This window comes from Nocardioides sp. NBC_00163 (genome assembly GCF_045206295.1).
Taxonomy (GTDB): domain Bacteria; phylum Actinomycetota; class Actinomycetes; order Propionibacteriales; family Nocardioidaceae; genus Nocardioides.
On record NZ_CP108155.1, the window covers coordinates 1762643 to 1778405 of the forward strand.

Here is a 15763-nt window from a genome sequence, read left to right on the forward strand (position 1 = left end):
CCTGATGGCCAAGGCACAGCGGCGCTACGGGACCGAGGACGTCGAGCACTACGACCGTCCCCGGCGGCGCACCCGGCCGCGGACGAAGGACCGGCCCAGCTACGACGACGCCGACCTCGGGCGAGTGATCACGGTCGACCGTGGCCGGTTCACGCTGGTCATGGACGAGGCCCCCGACGTCGAGGTGTGGGCGGTCAAGGCCCGCCCGCTCGGCCGCAAGGGCGTGGTCGTGGGCGACCGGGTGAAGGTCGTCGGCGACACCTCGGGCGCCGAGGGGGCGCTGGCACGGATCGTCGAGCTCGAGCCCCGGGAGACGGTGCTGCGGCGTACGGCCGATGACGACGACCCCGTCGAGCGGGTCGTGGTCGCCAACGCCGACCAGCTGGTGATCGTCACCGCGATCGCCGACCCCGAGCCGCGCACGGGGTTCATCGACCGCGCGCTGGTGGCTGCCCTGGAGGCGGGCATCGACCCGCTGCTGTGCATCACCAAGGCCGACCTGGCCGACCCGGAGTCGCTGGTCTCGATCTACCGGTCGCTGGGGGTGCCGTGGGTGGTGACCCAGCGCGGCGGCGACATGAGTGCGCTGCGGGACAAGCTCGACGGACGTACGTCGGTCCTCCTCGGCCACAGCGGCGTGGGCAAGTCGACCCTGGTCAACGCCATCGTTCCCGACGCCGGGCGCGAGGTCGGGCACGTCAACGCGGTCACCGGCCGGGGGCGGCACACCTCCACCTCGGCGCTGATGCTGCGGCTTCCGGGGGTCGGCTGGATCATCGACACCCCGGGGATCCGTACGTTCGGGCTGGCTCACGTCGAGCCGGAACGGCTCATCGTCTCCTTCCCCGATCTGCAGGAGGCGACGGCCGAGTGCCCGCGCGGCTGCTCGCACGCCGCCGATGCGCCGGAGTGCGGGTTGGACACCGCCGTCGAGGACGGCAGGCTCGATCCGGAACGGGTCGCCTCGTTCCGTCGCCTGCTCGAGGCGCGGTCGGTGCCGACGTACGCTCTCTGACAGGTCGAGCCCTCGATGCCCGGACCGGTGTTTTCGTGGGGAACCGGTTACCAGGGGAGGGTTCGCACGGCGAGCGGAGCCACTAGAGTGGATCCTCGTGGCGAGCACTCCTGACTACAACGACGACCTGCGGCTGGCGCACCTGCTGGCCGACGACGCCGACTCGCTGTCGACGTCGCGGTTCAAGGCGCTCGACCTGCATGTCATGACCAAGCCCGACCTGACCCCCGTCTCGGACGCGGACAAGGCCGTGGAGGAGTCGATCCGGCGTACGCTCTCCCGCGCGCGTACGCGGGACGCGATCACCGGCGAGGAGTCGGGATCCTCCGGCTCGTCCAGCCGCCGCTGGATCGTCGACCCGATCGACGGCACGAAGAACTTCGTGCGCGGCGTGCCGGTCTGGGCGACCCTGATCGCGCTCGCGGTCGACAACGAGGTCGTGATGTCGGTCGTCTCCGCGCCGCAGCTCGGGCGGCGCTGGTGGGCGGCGAAGGGCCAGGGCGCTCACACCGGCAAGTCGCTGATGAAGTCGACCCGATGCCAGGTCTCGGACGTACGCCGCCTGGAGGACGCCTCGATGTCCTACTCCTCGCTGCACGGCTGGGAGGAGCGCGATCGGCTCGAGGACTTCCTGGCGCTGATGCGCAGCTGCTGGCGCACCCGTGCCTACTCCGACTTCTGGTCCTACATGCTCGTCGCCGAGGGCGCGGTCGACATCGCGGTCGAGCCGGAGCTCGAGCTCTACGACATGGCCGCGCTGGACATCATCGTGCGTGAGGCCGGCGGCCAGTTCACCTCGCTGGCTGGCGACCCGGGGCCGTGGGGCGGCAACGCGCTGGCCACCAACGGTCACCTGCACGACGCCGTGCTCTCCTTCCTCGGCGGGCTGCCCGACGGCAACAACGACGCCGACTGGCCGGCCGCACAGCCCGGATCGGTCACCGCGTTCCGCCGTCCGGGAACCGAGTAGGCGCGTTCCGGAACAGACCCTGGCGTGACGCATGTCACGGCCGCTACCGTTGGTGCATGAAGATCGCGGACGTACTCACTCGCAAGGCGATCGCAGAAGTCGTCACGATCGCATCAACCGCCACCGTGCGTGACCTGCTCGGGGTGCTCGCCGAGCACCGCATCGGGGCCTGTGTCGTCAGCAGCGACAGCACCGCCGTCGCCGGGATCGTCTCCGAGCGCGACGTGGTCCGGCGGCTCCACGAGAACGACGCGCTGCTTGCCGCCGAGGTCTCCTCGATCATGACCGCCGAGGTCGAGACCTGTGCCCCCGAGGCCACCATCGACGAGATCCTGGGCATCATGACCACCCGCCGGATCCGGCACATGCCGGTCGTCTCCCCCGACGGCGGTCTCGTCGGCATCGTCAGCATCGGCGACCTGGTCAAGCACCGCATCGACCAGCTCGCCTTCGAGCGCGACCAGCTCGAGGCGTACGTCCACCAGACCTGACCTTCACAGGACCTGCACAACTTCTGCAGCCTTTCCGGCGGCTCGGGCTTCTAGCCTGAGCATGTGCCAGAACATGTGACCGTGACACGCCGGGTCCTCGTCGTCGAGGACGAGCCGGTCATCAACCAGGCCGTCTCGGACCGGCTCGAGGCGGAGGGATACGACGTCGTCCGGGCGTGGGACGGCCCCGGGGCGGTCTCCTGCTTCGAGGAGACCTCGCCCGACCTGGTCGTCCTCGACGTGATGCTGCCCGGCTACGACGGTCTCGAGGTGTGCCGCCGGATCCAGGCCGTACGCCCGGTGCCGGTGCTCATGCTCACCGCGCGTGTCGACGAGGCCGATGTGCTTGTCGGGCTCGGCGTCGGGGCCGACGACTACCTGACCAAGCCGTTCCGGGCCCGCGAGCTGGTGGCCCGGGTCAACGCGCTCCTGCGGCGGGTGGAGCGGGCCGCCGAACTGGCCGGGTCGCCGCGGCGTACGGCTGAGATCGGGGGGCTCCGGATGGATCCGGCGGCCCGACGGGTGTGGGTCGACGGCGACGAGGTCAGGCTCACCCCGACCGAGTTCGACCTGCTCGTCTGCCTGGCCGCCGACCCGGGCGCCGTGGTCACCCGCGAGCGGCTGCTCGCCGAGGTCTGGGGTTGGAACGACGCCTCCGGAACCCGCACGGTCGACAGCCACGTGAAAGGGCTGCGCGCCAAGATCGGGTCCGCGCGGGTCCGCACCGTGCACGGCGTCGGCTATGCCCTGGAGGCCGGCGAATGACTCCGCTGGAGCGGGTCTCCTCGATCAAGGTCAAGCTCGGGCTCCTGGTCGCCGCGAGCGCCCTGGTGGCGGCGGTCGTCGCCTCCGTCGGGCGGATCACCGGGGTCTCCCCGTGGATCTCGATCCCGGTCACGATCGGGATCGCGCTCGCGGTCACCCAGCTGCTGGCGGCCGGGATGACGTCCCCGCTGCGGCAGATGACCGTCGCGGCTCGTCGGATGGCCCGGGGTGACTACTCGGTCTCCGTGCCTGCCGTCGGTGCCGACGAGGTCGGTCAGCTGGGCCGTGCGTTCAACACGATGGCCAGCGACCTCGGCGCCGTCGACCGCCAGCGCCGCGACCTGGTCGCCAACGTCTCCCACGAGCTGCGTACGCCGCTGGCGGCTCTCACCGTCGTGCTGGAGAACCTCGTGGACGGCGTCGGATCCGACCCGACCGCGCTGCAGACCGCGCTCGGCCAGGCCGAGCGGCTGAGCCGGCTGGTCGAGGACCTGCTCGACCTGGCGCGCGTCGACGCCGGCAAGGCGCCGCTGAGCACCGTCTCGGTCGAGCTCGGCCCGCTGCTGGAGGCTTGCGTCGCGGAGACGCTGGCCAACGCGCGGCCGGTCACCTACGAGATCGACGCACCGGCCGACCTGGTCGTAGACGCCGACCCCGATCGCCTCAGCCAGCTCGTCGTCAACCTGCTCGACAACGCCTCCCGGCACAGTCCCCGCGGCGGCGTGGTCACCGTGCGCGCCGGAATCGACGGCGAGCGCTACCACCTCGAGGTCCTCGACTCCGGGCCCGGCATCCCCGTCGCCGACCGCGGGCGCGTCTTCGAGCCCTTCGGCACGCTCAGCTCCTCCGGCGAAGGCGGCGGGACCGGGCTCGGGCTCGCCATCGCCCGGTGGGTCACCGACCTGCACGGCGGCTCCATCGCCTTCCTCGACCCGCTCCCCGGCGCCGCCGGCGCCCGCGTGCGCGTCGACCTTCCGCTGCGCCCACCTGTACGTCCTGTCTCCAGTCATCTCACCCCCACCCACGAGGAGAGCCAGATGCCCACCACTCCCCCGGCGGCCGAGCCCGCCGAACCGGCCCAGCCGGTCGACGCCCCCAGCGCCGACCCCAAGGCCGCCTATGCCACCCCGTCGGTCCTCGACGACATCTTCGGCACCTACTGGCCCGATTCAGGTGTCGCGGGCCGGTTCGGGCTCTTCATCGGCGCTGTGGTCGCCGGTCTGCTCGGCGGCCTGCTGATCCCCGATCGCAACGCCGGGCTCGGCACAGTCATCGTGCTGCTGGCCGCCGGCGGGGTCGTGATGCTGGCGAGCGAGAAACGTCGCAGCTTGTTCCCGATCGTCTGCTACGTCCTGTTCGCACTGCTCTCCTCGGTCGCGGTGTTCCGCGACGCCGAGTGGCTCGTCGTGCTGTGCCTGCTCACGGCGATCGCGGTGATCCTGTGTGCCTCCACCCAGGCGAAGACCCTGCTCGGGATCGTGCTGACCGGAATCTCCTGGCCGCTGGCCGGGCTGCGCGGGATCCCGTGGCTGGGCCGGACGCTGACCAGCGTCTCCGGCAAGGGTCACGGGGCTGCGGTCGCCCGCACCACGGTGCTCTCGCTGCTCGGCCTGGTGATCTTCGGGCTCCTGTTCACCACCGCCGACGCGGTGCTGGGCAGCTGGGTCGACCAGTTCGTGCCGGACGTACGCCCCGACACCTTCGCGGCTCGGATCTTCATGACCGTCTTCGTCTTCGGGGTCGTGATGGGCGCTGCGTACCTGGCCGTGAACCCGCCCCGGATCGACCGCAACGAGCGTACATCCCAGCCCGTCGCCAACCGCTACGAGTGGCTGGCTCCGGTCGGTGTCGTGGTCGCCGTCTTCGCCGCGTTCCTGATCGCACAGGCGACCGCTGTCTTCGGCGGCGAGGACTACCTGCGCGAGACGACGGGGCTGACGTACGCCGAATACGTCCACCAGGGGTTCGGCCAGCTCACCGTCGCGACCGCACTGACCCTGCTGGTGATCTGGGCGGCGGCGCGCAAGGCGCCGGTGGAGACCGTCGCCGACCGGCTGTGGCTGCGGATCGCGCTCGGGCTGCTCGCCGCGGAGGCACTGGTCGTCGTCGGGTCGGCGCTCTACCGCATGCACCTCTACCAGGAGGCGTACGGATTCACCCAGCTCCGCCTGCTCGTCGATGTCTTCGAGGCCTGGCTGGGCCTGCTGGTCGTCGCCGGGCTGGTCGCCGCGGTGACCGGCACGGCGATCGCCGGCGGGCTCTGGCTCGGCCGGTTCGCGCTGGTCAGCGGCGCTGTCGCGCTGCTCGGGATCGCCGCGATCAACCCGGACGCGTGGATCGCCGAGCACAACGTCTCGCGCTATGAGGAGACCGGCAAGATCGACACCGACTTCCTCGCCGAGCTCAGCGACGACGCGGTGCCGGCCCTGAAGAAGCTCCCCGACGACCTGCGCAGCTGTGTGCTCGGGCCCAGCGATCGCGAGGGCGACTGGCTGGAGTGGAACCTCGGCCGGGAGCGGGCCGACGGCCTGACCACGATCTACCCCGGGACGGCCGAGGCGACGGTGGTGTGCCCCAGCGAGTCTCGATACGTAGACTGAATTCATGAGCCAGAAGCCTGAGATCGACTTCGTCGACCCCACCCCTCCGACCGACCTCGTCATCAAGGACATCACCATCGGTGACGGCGAGGAGGCCACCGAGCGCGACCGCGTATCGGTCCACTACGTCGGCGTTGCGCTGTCCACCGGTGAGGAGTTCGACGCGTCCTACAACCGCGGCGAGCCGCTCGACTTCCGCGTCGGCATCGGCCAGGTCATCCAGGGCTGGGACCAGGGCATCCTCGGCATGAAGGTCGGCGGCCGCCGCCAGCTCGTCATCCCGCCCCACCTGGGCTACGGCGACCGCGGCGCCGGCGGCGCGATCAAGCCCGGCGAGACCCTGATCTTCGTCTGCGACCTGGTCAAGGTCGAGAAGTAGCGGGTTGGAATACCCGGTTAACCGGGTATTCCTGCACTTCTCAGGCAATGCAACGCCAGAGAAGTGCAGGTTTCACCGGTTAACCGGGTATGCCTCCGCACTACCAAGGAACGTCGAAGTCGGCCTCGTCGGAGACCCTGGCCGCTTGGCCGGCGTACTCCACGACGTCGCCGACACGGAGCTGGCGGCCGCGGCGGAGCTCGATCTCACCGTTGACCTTCACCTCGCCGGCGGTGATCGCGGGGCGCGCCTCGGAGCCGGTCTCGACCAGATTGGCCAGCTTGAGGAACTGACCGAGGCGGATGACCTCGTCGGAGATGGGTACGTCGAAGGGCTCGCTCACACCGCCATCCTCCCCCGCCCGCCGAGACGTCACCAAAAACGGCCGAGGCGTCAGCGCGGCCGGCCGAGTTGGCACGCGATGACGGCTCGACCGACGTACGTGACCTCTCGGCCGACCTGAGTGACGCCTCGGCCGACGCGGGTGACCTCTCGGCCGACGTATCCGACGCCTCGGCGGGTCACTCCATCAGGATGGCGACGGTGTGGATGATCACACCGACGAGGCCACCGACGATGGTGCCGTTGATGCGGATGAACTGCAGGTCGCGGCCGACGAAGAGCTCGATGCGGCGGGCGGCCTGCTTGCCGTCCCAGCGCTGGATGGTGTGGGTGATGACGGTGGTCGCCTCGCGGCCGTAGCGCTTGACGACGTAGACGGCCACGTCGGAGGCGAGTGCGTCGTAGCGGCGCTGGAGGCTCTCGTCGAGGACGACCTTCTGGGCGTAGCGGACGACCTCGTCCAGGGCGCGGCGACGGACGACGCCGTCGGGATCGCGCAGCGAGGTGGTCAGCGCACGGCGCAGGGCGTCCCAGATGGAGATGGCTGTGTTGATGACGCCGGGGTGGTCGAGCACCCGCTCCTTGAGCCGTTCGGCGCGCTCCATGGTCGCCTGGTCGTGCTGCAGGTTGTCGGCGAGGTCGGCGAGCATCGTGTCGATCGCCTTGCGGGCACGGTGCTCGGGGTCGTCGCGGATGTCGGCGATCCAGCGGACCAGCTCGACGTGGATGCGGGCGGTCACCGGCTCGCGCAGCACCTGGGGCGTCCACCACGGCGCCCGCTCGCCGAGCACCTCGGTGACGATCTCCTCGTTCTCCTCGAGCCAGCCGTGCAGCTCGACCAGCGCCAGGTCGACCAGGCCGTGGTGGACGCCGTCGTCCAGCGCCGCCTGCAGCGTGCCGCCGAGGAGCGGTGCGATCTGCTCCTCGCGCAGGCGAGGTACGAACCCGTCCTGGATGATCTCGACGATGTGCCGGTTGCTGATCCGGGAGAGCCCGTCGGCGACCACGGTGGAGACCTCGTCGACGACCCGCTTGGCGTTGGGCTCCTCGGCGAGCCAGAGCGCGAGCCGCAGCGACGGCATCGCGACACCGAGCCGCTCGCGGATCGTCTCCTCCTGCAGGAAGTTGTCCTGGACGAACTCCTCCAGGCTGGCACCGAGCTCGTCCTTCCGCTTCGGGATCAGCGCGGTGTGCGGCACCGGCAGCCCGAGCGGGTGGCGGAACAGCGCGGTGACCGCGAACCAGTCGGCCATCGCGCCGACCATGGACGCCTCGGCACCGGCGTTCACGAAACCCCAGAACCCATCCAGCCGAAGGGTCAACAGATAGACGATGGCGGCAACGACCAGGAGACCGGTGGCGACGAAGCGCATGCGGCGCAGTGCCTGGCGGCGTACGACATCGGCCTCGGTCTCGACCATCAGGCCGCCGATGCCGGCGCCCCCAGGAGAACTCATGGGCTCAATTGTGCCGGGTCGTGCCACGCGAGGCGATCTGCAACACCAGGACCAGCATTTCTATAGGCTACTCACGGGTTGGCCCACAGGTCAGTTACAAAGCACCCAAGGGCGTCACCGATCCCTTCCCCTGCTCGTTGGAGTGGGCGAGAGTGCCTCGGGGGAGGCACACGTCCCACCGAGGAGATACATGTCGTCGCACAACGCGGACGGTGTGGGGTCGCATCTGTTCGACTCGTCGAGGAGCGCTATGTCGTTGACCACCGCCGCCAAGGTGGAGGTTCTGAGCGTCCTCGTCCGCGCCGGCCGGGAGGCCCGCGCCCCACTCACCCCGCACGACTGCAACACCGTGGTCGAGACCAGTGCCCATCTCGCCGAGATCGCGCCGACCCTTTCAGAGGGCACGCCCGGCGAGCGGGCCCGTGCGACCCGCTCCGCGATGGAGCTGTTCCTCTCCGTCGACTGCCCTCAGCTCGCGCCCGAGCTCCGCGAGGAGCTCGCCAGGGCGGTCGAGCACGTAGTCGTACGTCATCCGGCGACCGCCGCCTAGCGCAACAGGGTTTCAACCACCTCATCGTCTGAAGCAAAAATGCCGTCGCGACCCCACGGGTCGCGGCGGCGTGCTTGTATGTGAAGCGGGAGGTAGTTGCATGACGATCGTCAGAGCCGCAATCAGCCAGACCACCTGGACCGGGGACAAGGTCTCCATGCTGGACAAGCACGAGGGCTTCGCGCGGGACGCCGCCGCCCAGGGCGCCCAGGTGATGTGCTTCCAGGAGCTCTTCTACGGGCCCTACTTCGGGATCACCCAGGACAAGAAGTACTACCGCTACGCCGAGCCGGCCGACGGGCCGATCGTGCAGCGCTTCGCGAGCCTGGCCAAGGAGCTGGGCATCGTGATGGTGCTGCCGATCTACGAGGAGGCCGACACCGGGGTCTACTACAACACCTCGGTGCTCGTCGACGCGGACGGCACGATCCTCGGCAAGTACCGGAAGAACCATCTGCCCCACGTGGAGAAGTTCTGGGAGAAGTTCTACTTCCGCCCCGGCAACCTGGGCTACCCGGTCTTCGAGTCCGCGGTCGGGAAGGTGGGGATGTACATCTGCTACGACCGCCACTTCCCCGAGGGCTGGCGCGAGCTCGGGCTCAACGGGGCCCACATGGTCTTCAACCCCAACGCCACCAAACCCGGGCTCTCCAACCGGCTCTGGGAGATCGAGCAGCCCGCCGCCGCGGTCGCCAACGGCTACTTCGTGCTCGCACCCAACCGGGTCGGCCTGGAGGACAACGAGTACGGCGAGGAGGCGGTCAACTTCTACGGGATGTCGCAGGTCGTCGACCCCCGCGGCAATTACGTGGGCGAGCTCGGCTCGGGCGAGAAGGAGGAGCTGCTCGTACGCGACCTGGACATGAGCATGGTCCAGGAGATGCGCGACGACTGGCAGTTCTACCGCGACCGGCGGCCCGATTCGTACACCGCCATCCCCCGACCCTGAGGAGGCTCTACCCATGACTGCCGGAATGACCACGCTCATCAAGGGTGGCACGGTCGTCTCCGCGACCGGGCGCACCCAGGCAGACGTGCTCGTCGACGGCGAGAAGATCGTCGCGCTCATCTCCCCCGGGAGCACTCCGCTGGGGACGATCGAGGCCGACGTGACCATCGACGCGGGCGGGAAGTACGTCATCCCCGGCGGCGTCGACGCCCACACCCACATGCAGCTGCCGTTCGGTGGCACCAACGCCAGCGACACCTTCGAGACCGGCACCCGGGCCGCGGCCTGGGGCGGCACCACGACGATCATCGACTTCGCAGTGCAGCGCTACGGCGAACGCGTACAGGACGGGTTGGCGCACTGGCACGAGCTGGCCGCCGGCAACTGCACGATCGACTACGGGTTCCACCAGATCATCGGCGGGGTCGACGACGACTCGCTCAAGGCGATGGACACGCTCGTGGACGAAGGGATCACCTCCTACAAGCTGTTCATGGCCTACCCGGGTGTCTTCTACTCCGACGACGCGCAGGTGCTGCGGGCGATGCAGAAGGCGACCGACCACGGGCTGCTGACCATGATGCATGCCGAGAACGGGCCGGCGATCGACGTGCTCGCCGCGCAGCTGGCCGAGTCCGGCAAGACGTCTCCCTACTACCACGGCATCGCGCGTGCCTGGCAGATGGAGGAAGAGGCCACCCACCGGGCGATCATGCTCGCAGATGTGACCGGGGCCCCGCTCTACGTGGTGCACGTCAGCGCCAAGCAGGCGGTCGCGCAGCTGGCCGCGGCCCGCGACCACGGGAAGAACGTGTTCGGCGAGACCTGCCCGCAGTACCTCTACCTCACCCTCGAGGACCAGCTCGGCGCGAGGTCGGAGGAGTGGGGCGACTTCGAGGGCGCCAAGTGGGTCTGCTCGACGCCGCTGCGCTCGCGCGAGGAGGGCCACCAGGACGCGATGTGGCAGGCGCTGCGTACCAACGACCTGCAGATGGTCTCCACCGACCACTGCCCCTTCTGCATGAAGGAGCAGAAGGAGCTCGGCAAGGACGACTTCCGGGCCATCCCCAACGGGATCGGGTCGATCGAGCACCGCGTCGACCTGCTCTACCAAGGCGTGGTGACCGGGCAGATCACGCTCGAGCGGTGGGTGGAGCTGATCGCGACCACACCGGCGCGGATGTTCGGGCTCTACGGCCGCAAGGGCGTCATCGCACCGGGCGCCGACGCCGACATCGTCGTCTACGACCCGAACGGCCACACCTCCATCGGAGTCGGCAAGACCCATCACATGAACATGGACCACTCCGCCTGGGAGGGCTACGAGATCGACGGACACGTCGACGTGGTGCTCTCCCGAGGCTCCGTGGTCGTCGCCGACGGTGAGTTCAAGGGCACCAAGGGCCACGGCAGCTACCTCAAGCGCGACCTCTCCCAGTACCTGGTGTGACGTGATGGACTTCGGTGTCGTCCTCCAGACCAACCCGCCCGCCTGGCGGGTCGTCTCCCTGGCGAAGCAGGCCGAGGCGTACGGCTTCGACTACGTCTGGACGTTCGACAGCCACCTGCTGTGGATGGAGCCGTACGTCATCTACAGCCAGATCCTCGCCGAGACCCGCACCATCAAGGTCGGCCCGTTCGTGACCAACCCGGCGACCCGCGACTGGACGGTGACCGCGTCGGTCTTCGCGACCCTGAACGAGATGTACGGCAACCGCACCGTCTGCGGGATGGGGCGCGGCGACTCGGCGGTGCGGGTGCTCAACGGGAAGCCGTCGACGATCCGCGAGATGCGCGAGGCGACCCGGGTGATCCGCGAGCTCGCCAACCGGCGCCCGGTCGAGATCAACGGCACCACGCTGCAGTTCCCATGGGCCAAGCGCTCCGAGCTGGAGGTGTGGATCGCCGCCTACGGCCCGCTCGCGCTGAAGGCCGCCGGGGAGGTCGGCGACGGGTTCATCCTGCAGCTCGCCGACCCCGACATCACCGAGTGGATGATCGGGGCGGTCAAGAAGGCGGCCACCGACGCCGGCCGCGACCCGGAGTCGCTGACCTTCTGCGTGGCCGCACCTGCGTACGTCACCGACGGGTCGCCCGAGGCGCTGGATCATGCCCGCGAGCAGTGCCGGTGGTTCGGCGGGATGGTGGGCAACCACGTCGCCGACATCGTCTCCAAGTACGGGGTCTCGACAAGCTCGACCAACGTGGTCCCGCAGGCGCTCACCGACTACATCAAGAACCGCGAGGGCTACGACTACAACGAGCACGGGCGGGCCGGCAACACCCACACCCAGTTCGTGCCCGACGAGATCGTCGACCGGTTCTGCCTCCTCGGCTCGGTCGAGGAGCAGGTCGCCAAGCTCGAGCAGCTCAAGAGCCTCGGCGTCGACCAGTTCGCCGTCTACCTGCAGCACGACGCGATGGACCAGACCCTGGCTGCGTACGGCGATCTGGTGATCCCGCGGGTGAACCGGCCCGCGACTGCGAAGGCCTGAGGTGGCTCGCGTCGTCACCGGGGTCACCCGGACGGTGGCCGGGCTGCTCGGGCTGGCGCTGGTGGTGGCGCTGTGGGAGGCCTACAAGCAGTTCGGGCCCGAGGCCGGCTGGGGCATCGGGGAGGCGCGGATCCTGCCGCGGGCGACCGACCTGGCGATGCCGCACGTGTGGGAGATGGTCACCCGGCTCCTCGAGCCGGAGACCTCCGCCTCGACCTCGTCACCGCTGTGGCTGGTCATCCTCCAGGCGGCATTGGTGTCACTGGGGATCGCATGTGTCGGGCTGCTCGTCGGCACCGTCGTCGGACTCGCGTTGGCGCTGGCCATGGATCGGTTCCAGCTCGCCGAGCACGGCCTGCTGCCGTGGATCGTGCTGTCCCAGACGGTGCCGCTGATCGCGTTCGCACCGATGGTGAAGTCGTGGGGCTCGAACATCGCCATCGGCGCCTGGCAGTGGCCGGCGTGGATGTCGGTCGCCGTGATCGCCTCCTATCTCGCCTTCTTCCCGGTCGCCGTCGGAGCGCTTCGGGGGCTCCAGGCACCGACCGTGGAGCAGCGTGAGCTCTTCAGGACGTACGACGCGGGCTACTGGCCCACGCTGCGCAAGGTCAAGCTGCCCGCCGCCGTTCCCTACCTGCTCTCCTCGCTACGTCTGGCAGCGGCCGCCGCGGTGGTCGGGACGGTGGTGGCGGAGGGATCGATCGCCTATCTGGACGGCATCGGACGCAAGCTGATCGGCTACGGCGGCCAGGCCTCCGGCGACCCTGCGAAGGCCTGGGCGCCGATCTTCGGCGCGGCCGTGCTGGGGCTGCTCGCCGCTGGGGTGGTCTGGCTCGTCGGTGTCGCACTGCGGCGCTACCGGCGGGGTGAGGCGACATGATCGACGACGAAAAGGCCACCATGACCTCCCCCTCGACCTCCCCCACATCCGCGAACGGGGACGAACCGGCCATCCCCGCAGTCTCACTGACGGGAGTGACCAAGCAGTTCGCGAGCAAGCAGGGCCAGGTGCAGGCGCTGGCCGACATCGACCTGAGCGTCGGACCGGGCGAGTTCGTCTCGCTCATCGGGCCCTCGGGCTGCGGAAAGTCGACGTTGATGCGGCTGGTGGCCGATCTCGAGACCCCGTCGGCGGGGACCGTAGAGGTGTTCGGCAAGACCGCGGCGCGCGCCCGCAAGGACCAGGACTACGGGATCGCCTTCCAGCAGTCAGGGCTGTTGGCGTGGCGTACGGTCGCCGACAACATCGCGGTGCCGCTGGAGCTGCACAAGGTCTCCAGACGTCGCCGCCAGGAACGCGTCGCCGAGCTGGTGGCCCTGGTCGGGCTGGAGGAGTTCACTGGGCACTACCCGGACCAGCTCTCCGGCGGCATGCAGCAGCGGGTGGCGATCGCCCGCGCTCTCGCCGAGCAGCCGCGGCTGCTGCTGATGGACGAACCGTTCGGCGCGCTCGATGAGATGACCCGCGAGCGCCTCCAGACGGAGCTGTCCCGGCTGGTCCGCACGACCGGTGCCGCGGTCGTGTTCGTCACCCACTCGATCCCGGAGGCGGTCTTCCTCTCCGAGCGGGTCGTGGTGATGTCGCCACGGCCGGGCCGGATCACCCGGATCGTGCCGACCGGCCTCGGCCCCGACATCGTCCGCGACGAGGTGCTGCGCGAGTCGGAGCGCTTCTACGAGCTGGTCACCGAGGTCCGCGAGGCGCTGCACTCGCGGCCCGCCTCCGGAGCGGGCTCATGACGCTGTCGCCCTCGCGCCTGCTCGCCCCGCTCGTGGTCGGGCTCCTCGGCCTCGCCCTGTGGGCGCTCGTCGTCGACGTGCTCGGCATCGGCACCTTCTTCCTCCCCGGTCCCGGCGAGGTCGTCACCGCGCTCGGCGAGAGCTGGGAACCGATCCGCGCAGCCTTCTGGGTCACCGCGATCAACTCGCTGTGGGGCCTTGCTGTGGGCGCGGTCCTCGGCGTCGCCTTCGCCGGCATCGCCGCCACGATCCGGCTCTTCGACGGCATGCTCGGACCCCTGGTCGCGATCCTCGCGGTCATCCCGATCGTCGCGATCGCGCCGCTGCTCTACACGATGCTCGGCACCGACCAGGAGACACCGCGGCGCATCATCGGCGGCATCGCCGCGTTCGTACCCGTCTTCATCAGCACCCTCCGCGGCCTGCGGCAGACCACTCCCCTGCAGCGCGATCTGATGAGGACGTACGCCGCCGGGCCGGTGCAGCGCTTCCGCACCGTCACGCTTCCGGTCGCGATCCCATACACCCTCACCGGGCTGCGCGTTGCCGGCTCGCTGGCGGTCATCTCGGCGCTGGTCGCGGAGTACTTCGGCGGGGTCAACAACGGTCTCGGCAGCGCCATCAAGAACGCCGCGACCTCCAACCATGCCCGAGCATTCGCGTACGTCGGGGGCGCGATCGTGCTCGGCCTGCTGGTCTTCGCGATCACGGCCGCTCTGGAGCGGCTGGCGCACAGGGCCTATCCGTCAGGAGAGAGCCGCTAGGCGGCGTACCGCCTCCTTCTCGCAGCGTCGCGCGGAGGTCTCGACAAGCTGGACCACCGGAGGAGATATGAACAGTTTCATACGACAAGGGCTCGCTGCCGCGGCTGCCGTGGCACTGACCCTGGGGCTCGCCGCGTGCGGCGGCTCCGACAGCGAGGGTGATGGCGACGGCGACCTCACCCAGGTCAAGCTGCAGCTGCAGTGGCTGCCGCAGGCCCAGTTCGCCGGCTACTACGCGGCGATGGACCAGGGCTTCTTCGAGGACGAGGGGCTCGACGTAGAGATCATCCCCTCGGGTGGCGACATCGTGCCGCAGGACGCCTTGGCCAACGGCGACGTCGACTACGCGGTCGCCTGGGTTCCGAAGGTGCTGGGCTCGATCGAGAGCGGCGCCGACCTGACCAACGTCGCCCAGATCTTCCAGCGCTCGGGCACGCTGCAGGTCTCCTGGGCAGACTCCGGCATCGAGTCGGTCGCGGACTTCGAGGGCAAGAAGATCGGCTCGTGGGGCTTCGGCAACGAGTGGGAGATCTTCGCCGCGATGGCCGCGGAGGGACTCGACTCCAAGTCCGTCTCGATCGTCACCCAGGACTTCAACATGAACGCGTTCCTGCAGGGCGACATCGACGCGGCGCAGGCGATGACCTACAACGAGTACGCCCAGCTGCTGGAGGCCGAGAACCCCGAGACCGGGGAGCTCTACCAGCCCGCGGACTTCAACGTCATCTCGTACGAGGACACCGAAGGCGCGATGCTCCAGGATGCGCTGTGGGCCGACACCGAACGGCTGTCGTCGGACACGGACTACGAGGATACGACCGTCAAGTTCCTCAAGGCGGTCGTCAAGGGCTGGGCCTACGCCCGCGACAACGCCGAGGAGGTCGCCCCGACCATGGCCGAGCACGAGTCGACCTGGGGTCCCTCGCACGAGCTGTGGATGCTCAACGAGACCAACAAGCTCATCTGGCCGGCCGAGAACGGGGTCGGGGTCATCGACGAGGCCGCCTGGAAGCAGACCGTCGACGGCGCGCTCGCGGCGACCAACGAGAAGGGCGAGAAGCTGATCACCAAGGCACCGCCGGAGACGGCCTACTCCAACGAGTACATCGAGAAGGCACTCGACGAGCTCGGCGATGACGTCGATTCCAAGGGCACCGACTTCGAGCCCATCGAGGTGGAGGTAACAGCCGGCGGCGCGTGATTCAGTCGCGTAAGGCACCGAGATGTAACGAAAGCGTAGCCGTCG

16 protein-coding genes are annotated in these 15763 nt (G+C 69.4%); 14 read left to right on the forward strand and 2 right to left on the reverse strand.

Annotated elements, in window-relative coordinates; all coding sequences use genetic code 11:
• The first annotated feature begins 4 nt into the window (after positions 1-4).
• The 6 genes from rsgA to OG801_RS08475 all read left to right on the forward strand — a co-directional run bounded on the left by rsgA (position 5) and on the right by OG801_RS08475 (position 6220).
• Positions 5-1015 carry a ribosome small subunit-dependent GTPase A gene (gene rsgA, locus OG801_RS08450; RefSeq protein ID WP_406035165.1) on the forward strand — a complete coding sequence of 337 codons (1011 nt, stop codon included), beginning with the start codon at positions 5-7 and terminating at the stop codon, positions 1013-1015.
• Positions 1016-1112: 97 nt separating this feature from the next.
• Positions 1113-1985 carry an inositol monophosphatase family protein gene (locus OG801_RS08455; protein WP_355019191.1) on the forward strand — a complete coding sequence of 291 codons (873 nt, stop codon included), beginning with the start codon at positions 1113-1115 and terminating at the stop codon, positions 1983-1985.
• Between the two features lie 56 nt (positions 1986-2041).
• Complete coding sequence (locus OG801_RS08460; protein WP_355019192.1) at positions 2042-2476, forward strand: CBS domain-containing protein; 435 nt, start codon at positions 2042-2044, stop codon at positions 2474-2476.
• An 81-nt stretch (positions 2477-2557) separates the two neighbouring features.
• The gene (locus OG801_RS08465; RefSeq protein WP_355019193.1) at positions 2558-3241 is read left to right on the forward strand and encodes a response regulator transcription factor; all 684 of its coding nucleotides are present in this window, start codon (positions 2558-2560) and stop codon (positions 3239-3241) included.
• The gene (locus OG801_RS08470) at positions 3238-5841 is read left to right on the forward strand and encodes a DUF4153 domain-containing protein (RefSeq protein ID WP_406035167.1); all 2604 of its coding nucleotides are present in this window, start codon (positions 3238-3240) and stop codon (positions 5839-5841) included. Before OG801_RS08465 ends, OG801_RS08470 begins: the two co-directional genes overlap by 4 nt.
• A 4-nt stretch (positions 5842-5845) precedes the next feature.
• Positions 5846-6220: an FKBP-type peptidyl-prolyl cis-trans isomerase gene (locus OG801_RS08475; RefSeq protein WP_141795436.1), complete on the forward strand. Its 375-nt coding sequence runs from the start codon at positions 5846-5848 to the stop codon at positions 6218-6220.
• Between the two features lie 100 nt (positions 6221-6320).
• Here OG801_RS08475 and OG801_RS08480 read toward each other — a convergent pair whose 3' ends face one another.
• Positions 6321-6563, reverse strand: coding sequence for an RNA-binding S4 domain-containing protein (locus tag OG801_RS08480; RefSeq protein WP_355019195.1), 243 nt, complete (start codon positions 6561-6563; stop codon positions 6321-6323).
• Between the two features lie 178 nt (positions 6564-6741).
• Positions 6742-8019, reverse strand: coding sequence for a DUF445 domain-containing protein (locus OG801_RS08485; protein ID WP_355019196.1), 1278 nt, complete (start codon positions 8017-8019; stop codon positions 6742-6744).
• Positions 8020-8269: 250 nt separating this feature from the next.
• On the opposite strand from OG801_RS08485, the gene OG801_RS08490 reads away from it, so the two are divergent.
• The 8 genes from OG801_RS08490 to OG801_RS08525 all read left to right on the forward strand — a co-directional run bounded on the left by OG801_RS08490 (position 8270) and on the right by OG801_RS08525 (position 15718).
• The gene (locus OG801_RS08490; protein ID WP_141803049.1) at positions 8270-8569 is read left to right on the forward strand and encodes a hypothetical protein; all 300 of its coding nucleotides are present in this window, start codon (positions 8270-8272) and stop codon (positions 8567-8569) included.
• A 100-nt stretch (positions 8570-8669) separates the two neighbouring features.
• Positions 8670-9518 (forward strand): nitrilase-related carbon-nitrogen hydrolase, encoded by an 849-nt coding sequence (locus tag OG801_RS08495; RefSeq protein WP_355019197.1) that lies wholly within the window; start codon positions 8670-8672, stop codon positions 9516-9518.
• 13 nt (positions 9519-9531) lie between these two features.
• Positions 9532-10968 (forward strand): dihydropyrimidinase, encoded by a 1437-nt coding sequence (hydA, locus tag OG801_RS08500; RefSeq protein ID WP_406035170.1) that lies wholly within the window; start codon positions 9532-9534, stop codon positions 10966-10968.
• Positions 10969-10972: 4 nt separating this feature from the next.
• Positions 10973-12013 (forward strand): TIGR03842 family LLM class F420-dependent oxidoreductase, encoded by a 1041-nt coding sequence (locus OG801_RS08505; protein ID WP_406035172.1) that lies wholly within the window; start codon positions 10973-10975, stop codon positions 12011-12013.
• Position 12014: 1 nt separating this feature from the next.
• Complete coding sequence (locus OG801_RS08510; protein WP_406035174.1) at positions 12015-12893, forward strand: ABC transporter permease; 879 nt, start codon at positions 12015-12017, stop codon at positions 12891-12893.
• A complete protein-coding gene (locus tag OG801_RS08515; RefSeq protein ID WP_406035176.1) occupies positions 12890-13753 on the forward strand; it encodes an ABC transporter ATP-binding protein in 864 nt (287 codons plus the stop codon). Before OG801_RS08510 ends, OG801_RS08515 begins: the two co-directional genes overlap by 4 nt.
• Positions 13750-14517: an ABC transporter permease gene (locus tag OG801_RS08520; protein WP_406035178.1), complete on the forward strand. Its 768-nt coding sequence runs from the start codon at positions 13750-13752 to the stop codon at positions 14515-14517. Before OG801_RS08515 ends, OG801_RS08520 begins: the two co-directional genes overlap by 4 nt.
• A gap of 67 nt (positions 14518-14584) precedes the next feature.
• Positions 14585-15718: an ABC transporter substrate-binding protein gene (locus OG801_RS08525; RefSeq protein WP_406035180.1), complete on the forward strand. Its 1134-nt coding sequence runs from the start codon at positions 14585-14587 to the stop codon at positions 15716-15718.
• Positions 15719-15763: the final 45 nt, after the last annotated feature.

Bases quoted from the DNA above. Each gene is read 5' to 3' on its own strand.
- rsgA (WP_406035165.1), top strand. From the start codon at position 5: ATGGCCAAGGCACAGCGGCGCTACGGGACCGAGGACGTCGAGCACTAC.
- OG801_RS08460 (WP_355019192.1), top strand. From the start codon at position 2,042: ATGAAGATCGCGGACGTACTCACTCGCAAGGCGATCGCAGAAGTCGTC.
- OG801_RS08470 (WP_406035167.1), top strand. From the start codon at position 3,238: ATGACTCCGCTGGAGCGGGTCTCCTCGATCAAGGTCAAGCTCGGGCTC.
- OG801_RS08475 (WP_141795436.1), top strand. From the start codon at position 5,846: ATGAGCCAGAAGCCTGAGATCGACTTCGTCGACCCCACCCCTCCGACC.
- OG801_RS08485 (WP_355019196.1), bottom strand. From the start codon at position 8,019: ATGAGTTCTCCTGGGGGCGCCGGCATCGGCGGCCTGATGGTCGAGACC.
- OG801_RS08490 (WP_141803049.1), top strand. From the start codon at position 8,270: ATGTCGTTGACCACCGCCGCCAAGGTGGAGGTTCTGAGCGTCCTCGTC.
- OG801_RS08495 (WP_355019197.1), top strand. From the start codon at position 8,670: ATGACGATCGTCAGAGCCGCAATCAGCCAGACCACCTGGACCGGGGAC.
- hydA (WP_406035170.1), top strand. From the start codon at position 9,532: ATGACTGCCGGAATGACCACGCTCATCAAGGGTGGCACGGTCGTCTCC.
- OG801_RS08505 (WP_406035172.1), top strand. From the start codon at position 10,973: ATGGACTTCGGTGTCGTCCTCCAGACCAACCCGCCCGCCTGGCGGGTC.
- OG801_RS08515 (WP_406035176.1), top strand. From the start codon at position 12,890: ATGATCGACGACGAAAAGGCCACCATGACCTCCCCCTCGACCTCCCCC.
- OG801_RS08520 (WP_406035178.1), top strand. From the start codon at position 13,750: ATGACGCTGTCGCCCTCGCGCCTGCTCGCCCCGCTCGTGGTCGGGCTC.
- OG801_RS08525 (WP_406035180.1), top strand. From the start codon at position 14,585: ATGAACAGTTTCATACGACAAGGGCTCGCTGCCGCGGCTGCCGTGGCA.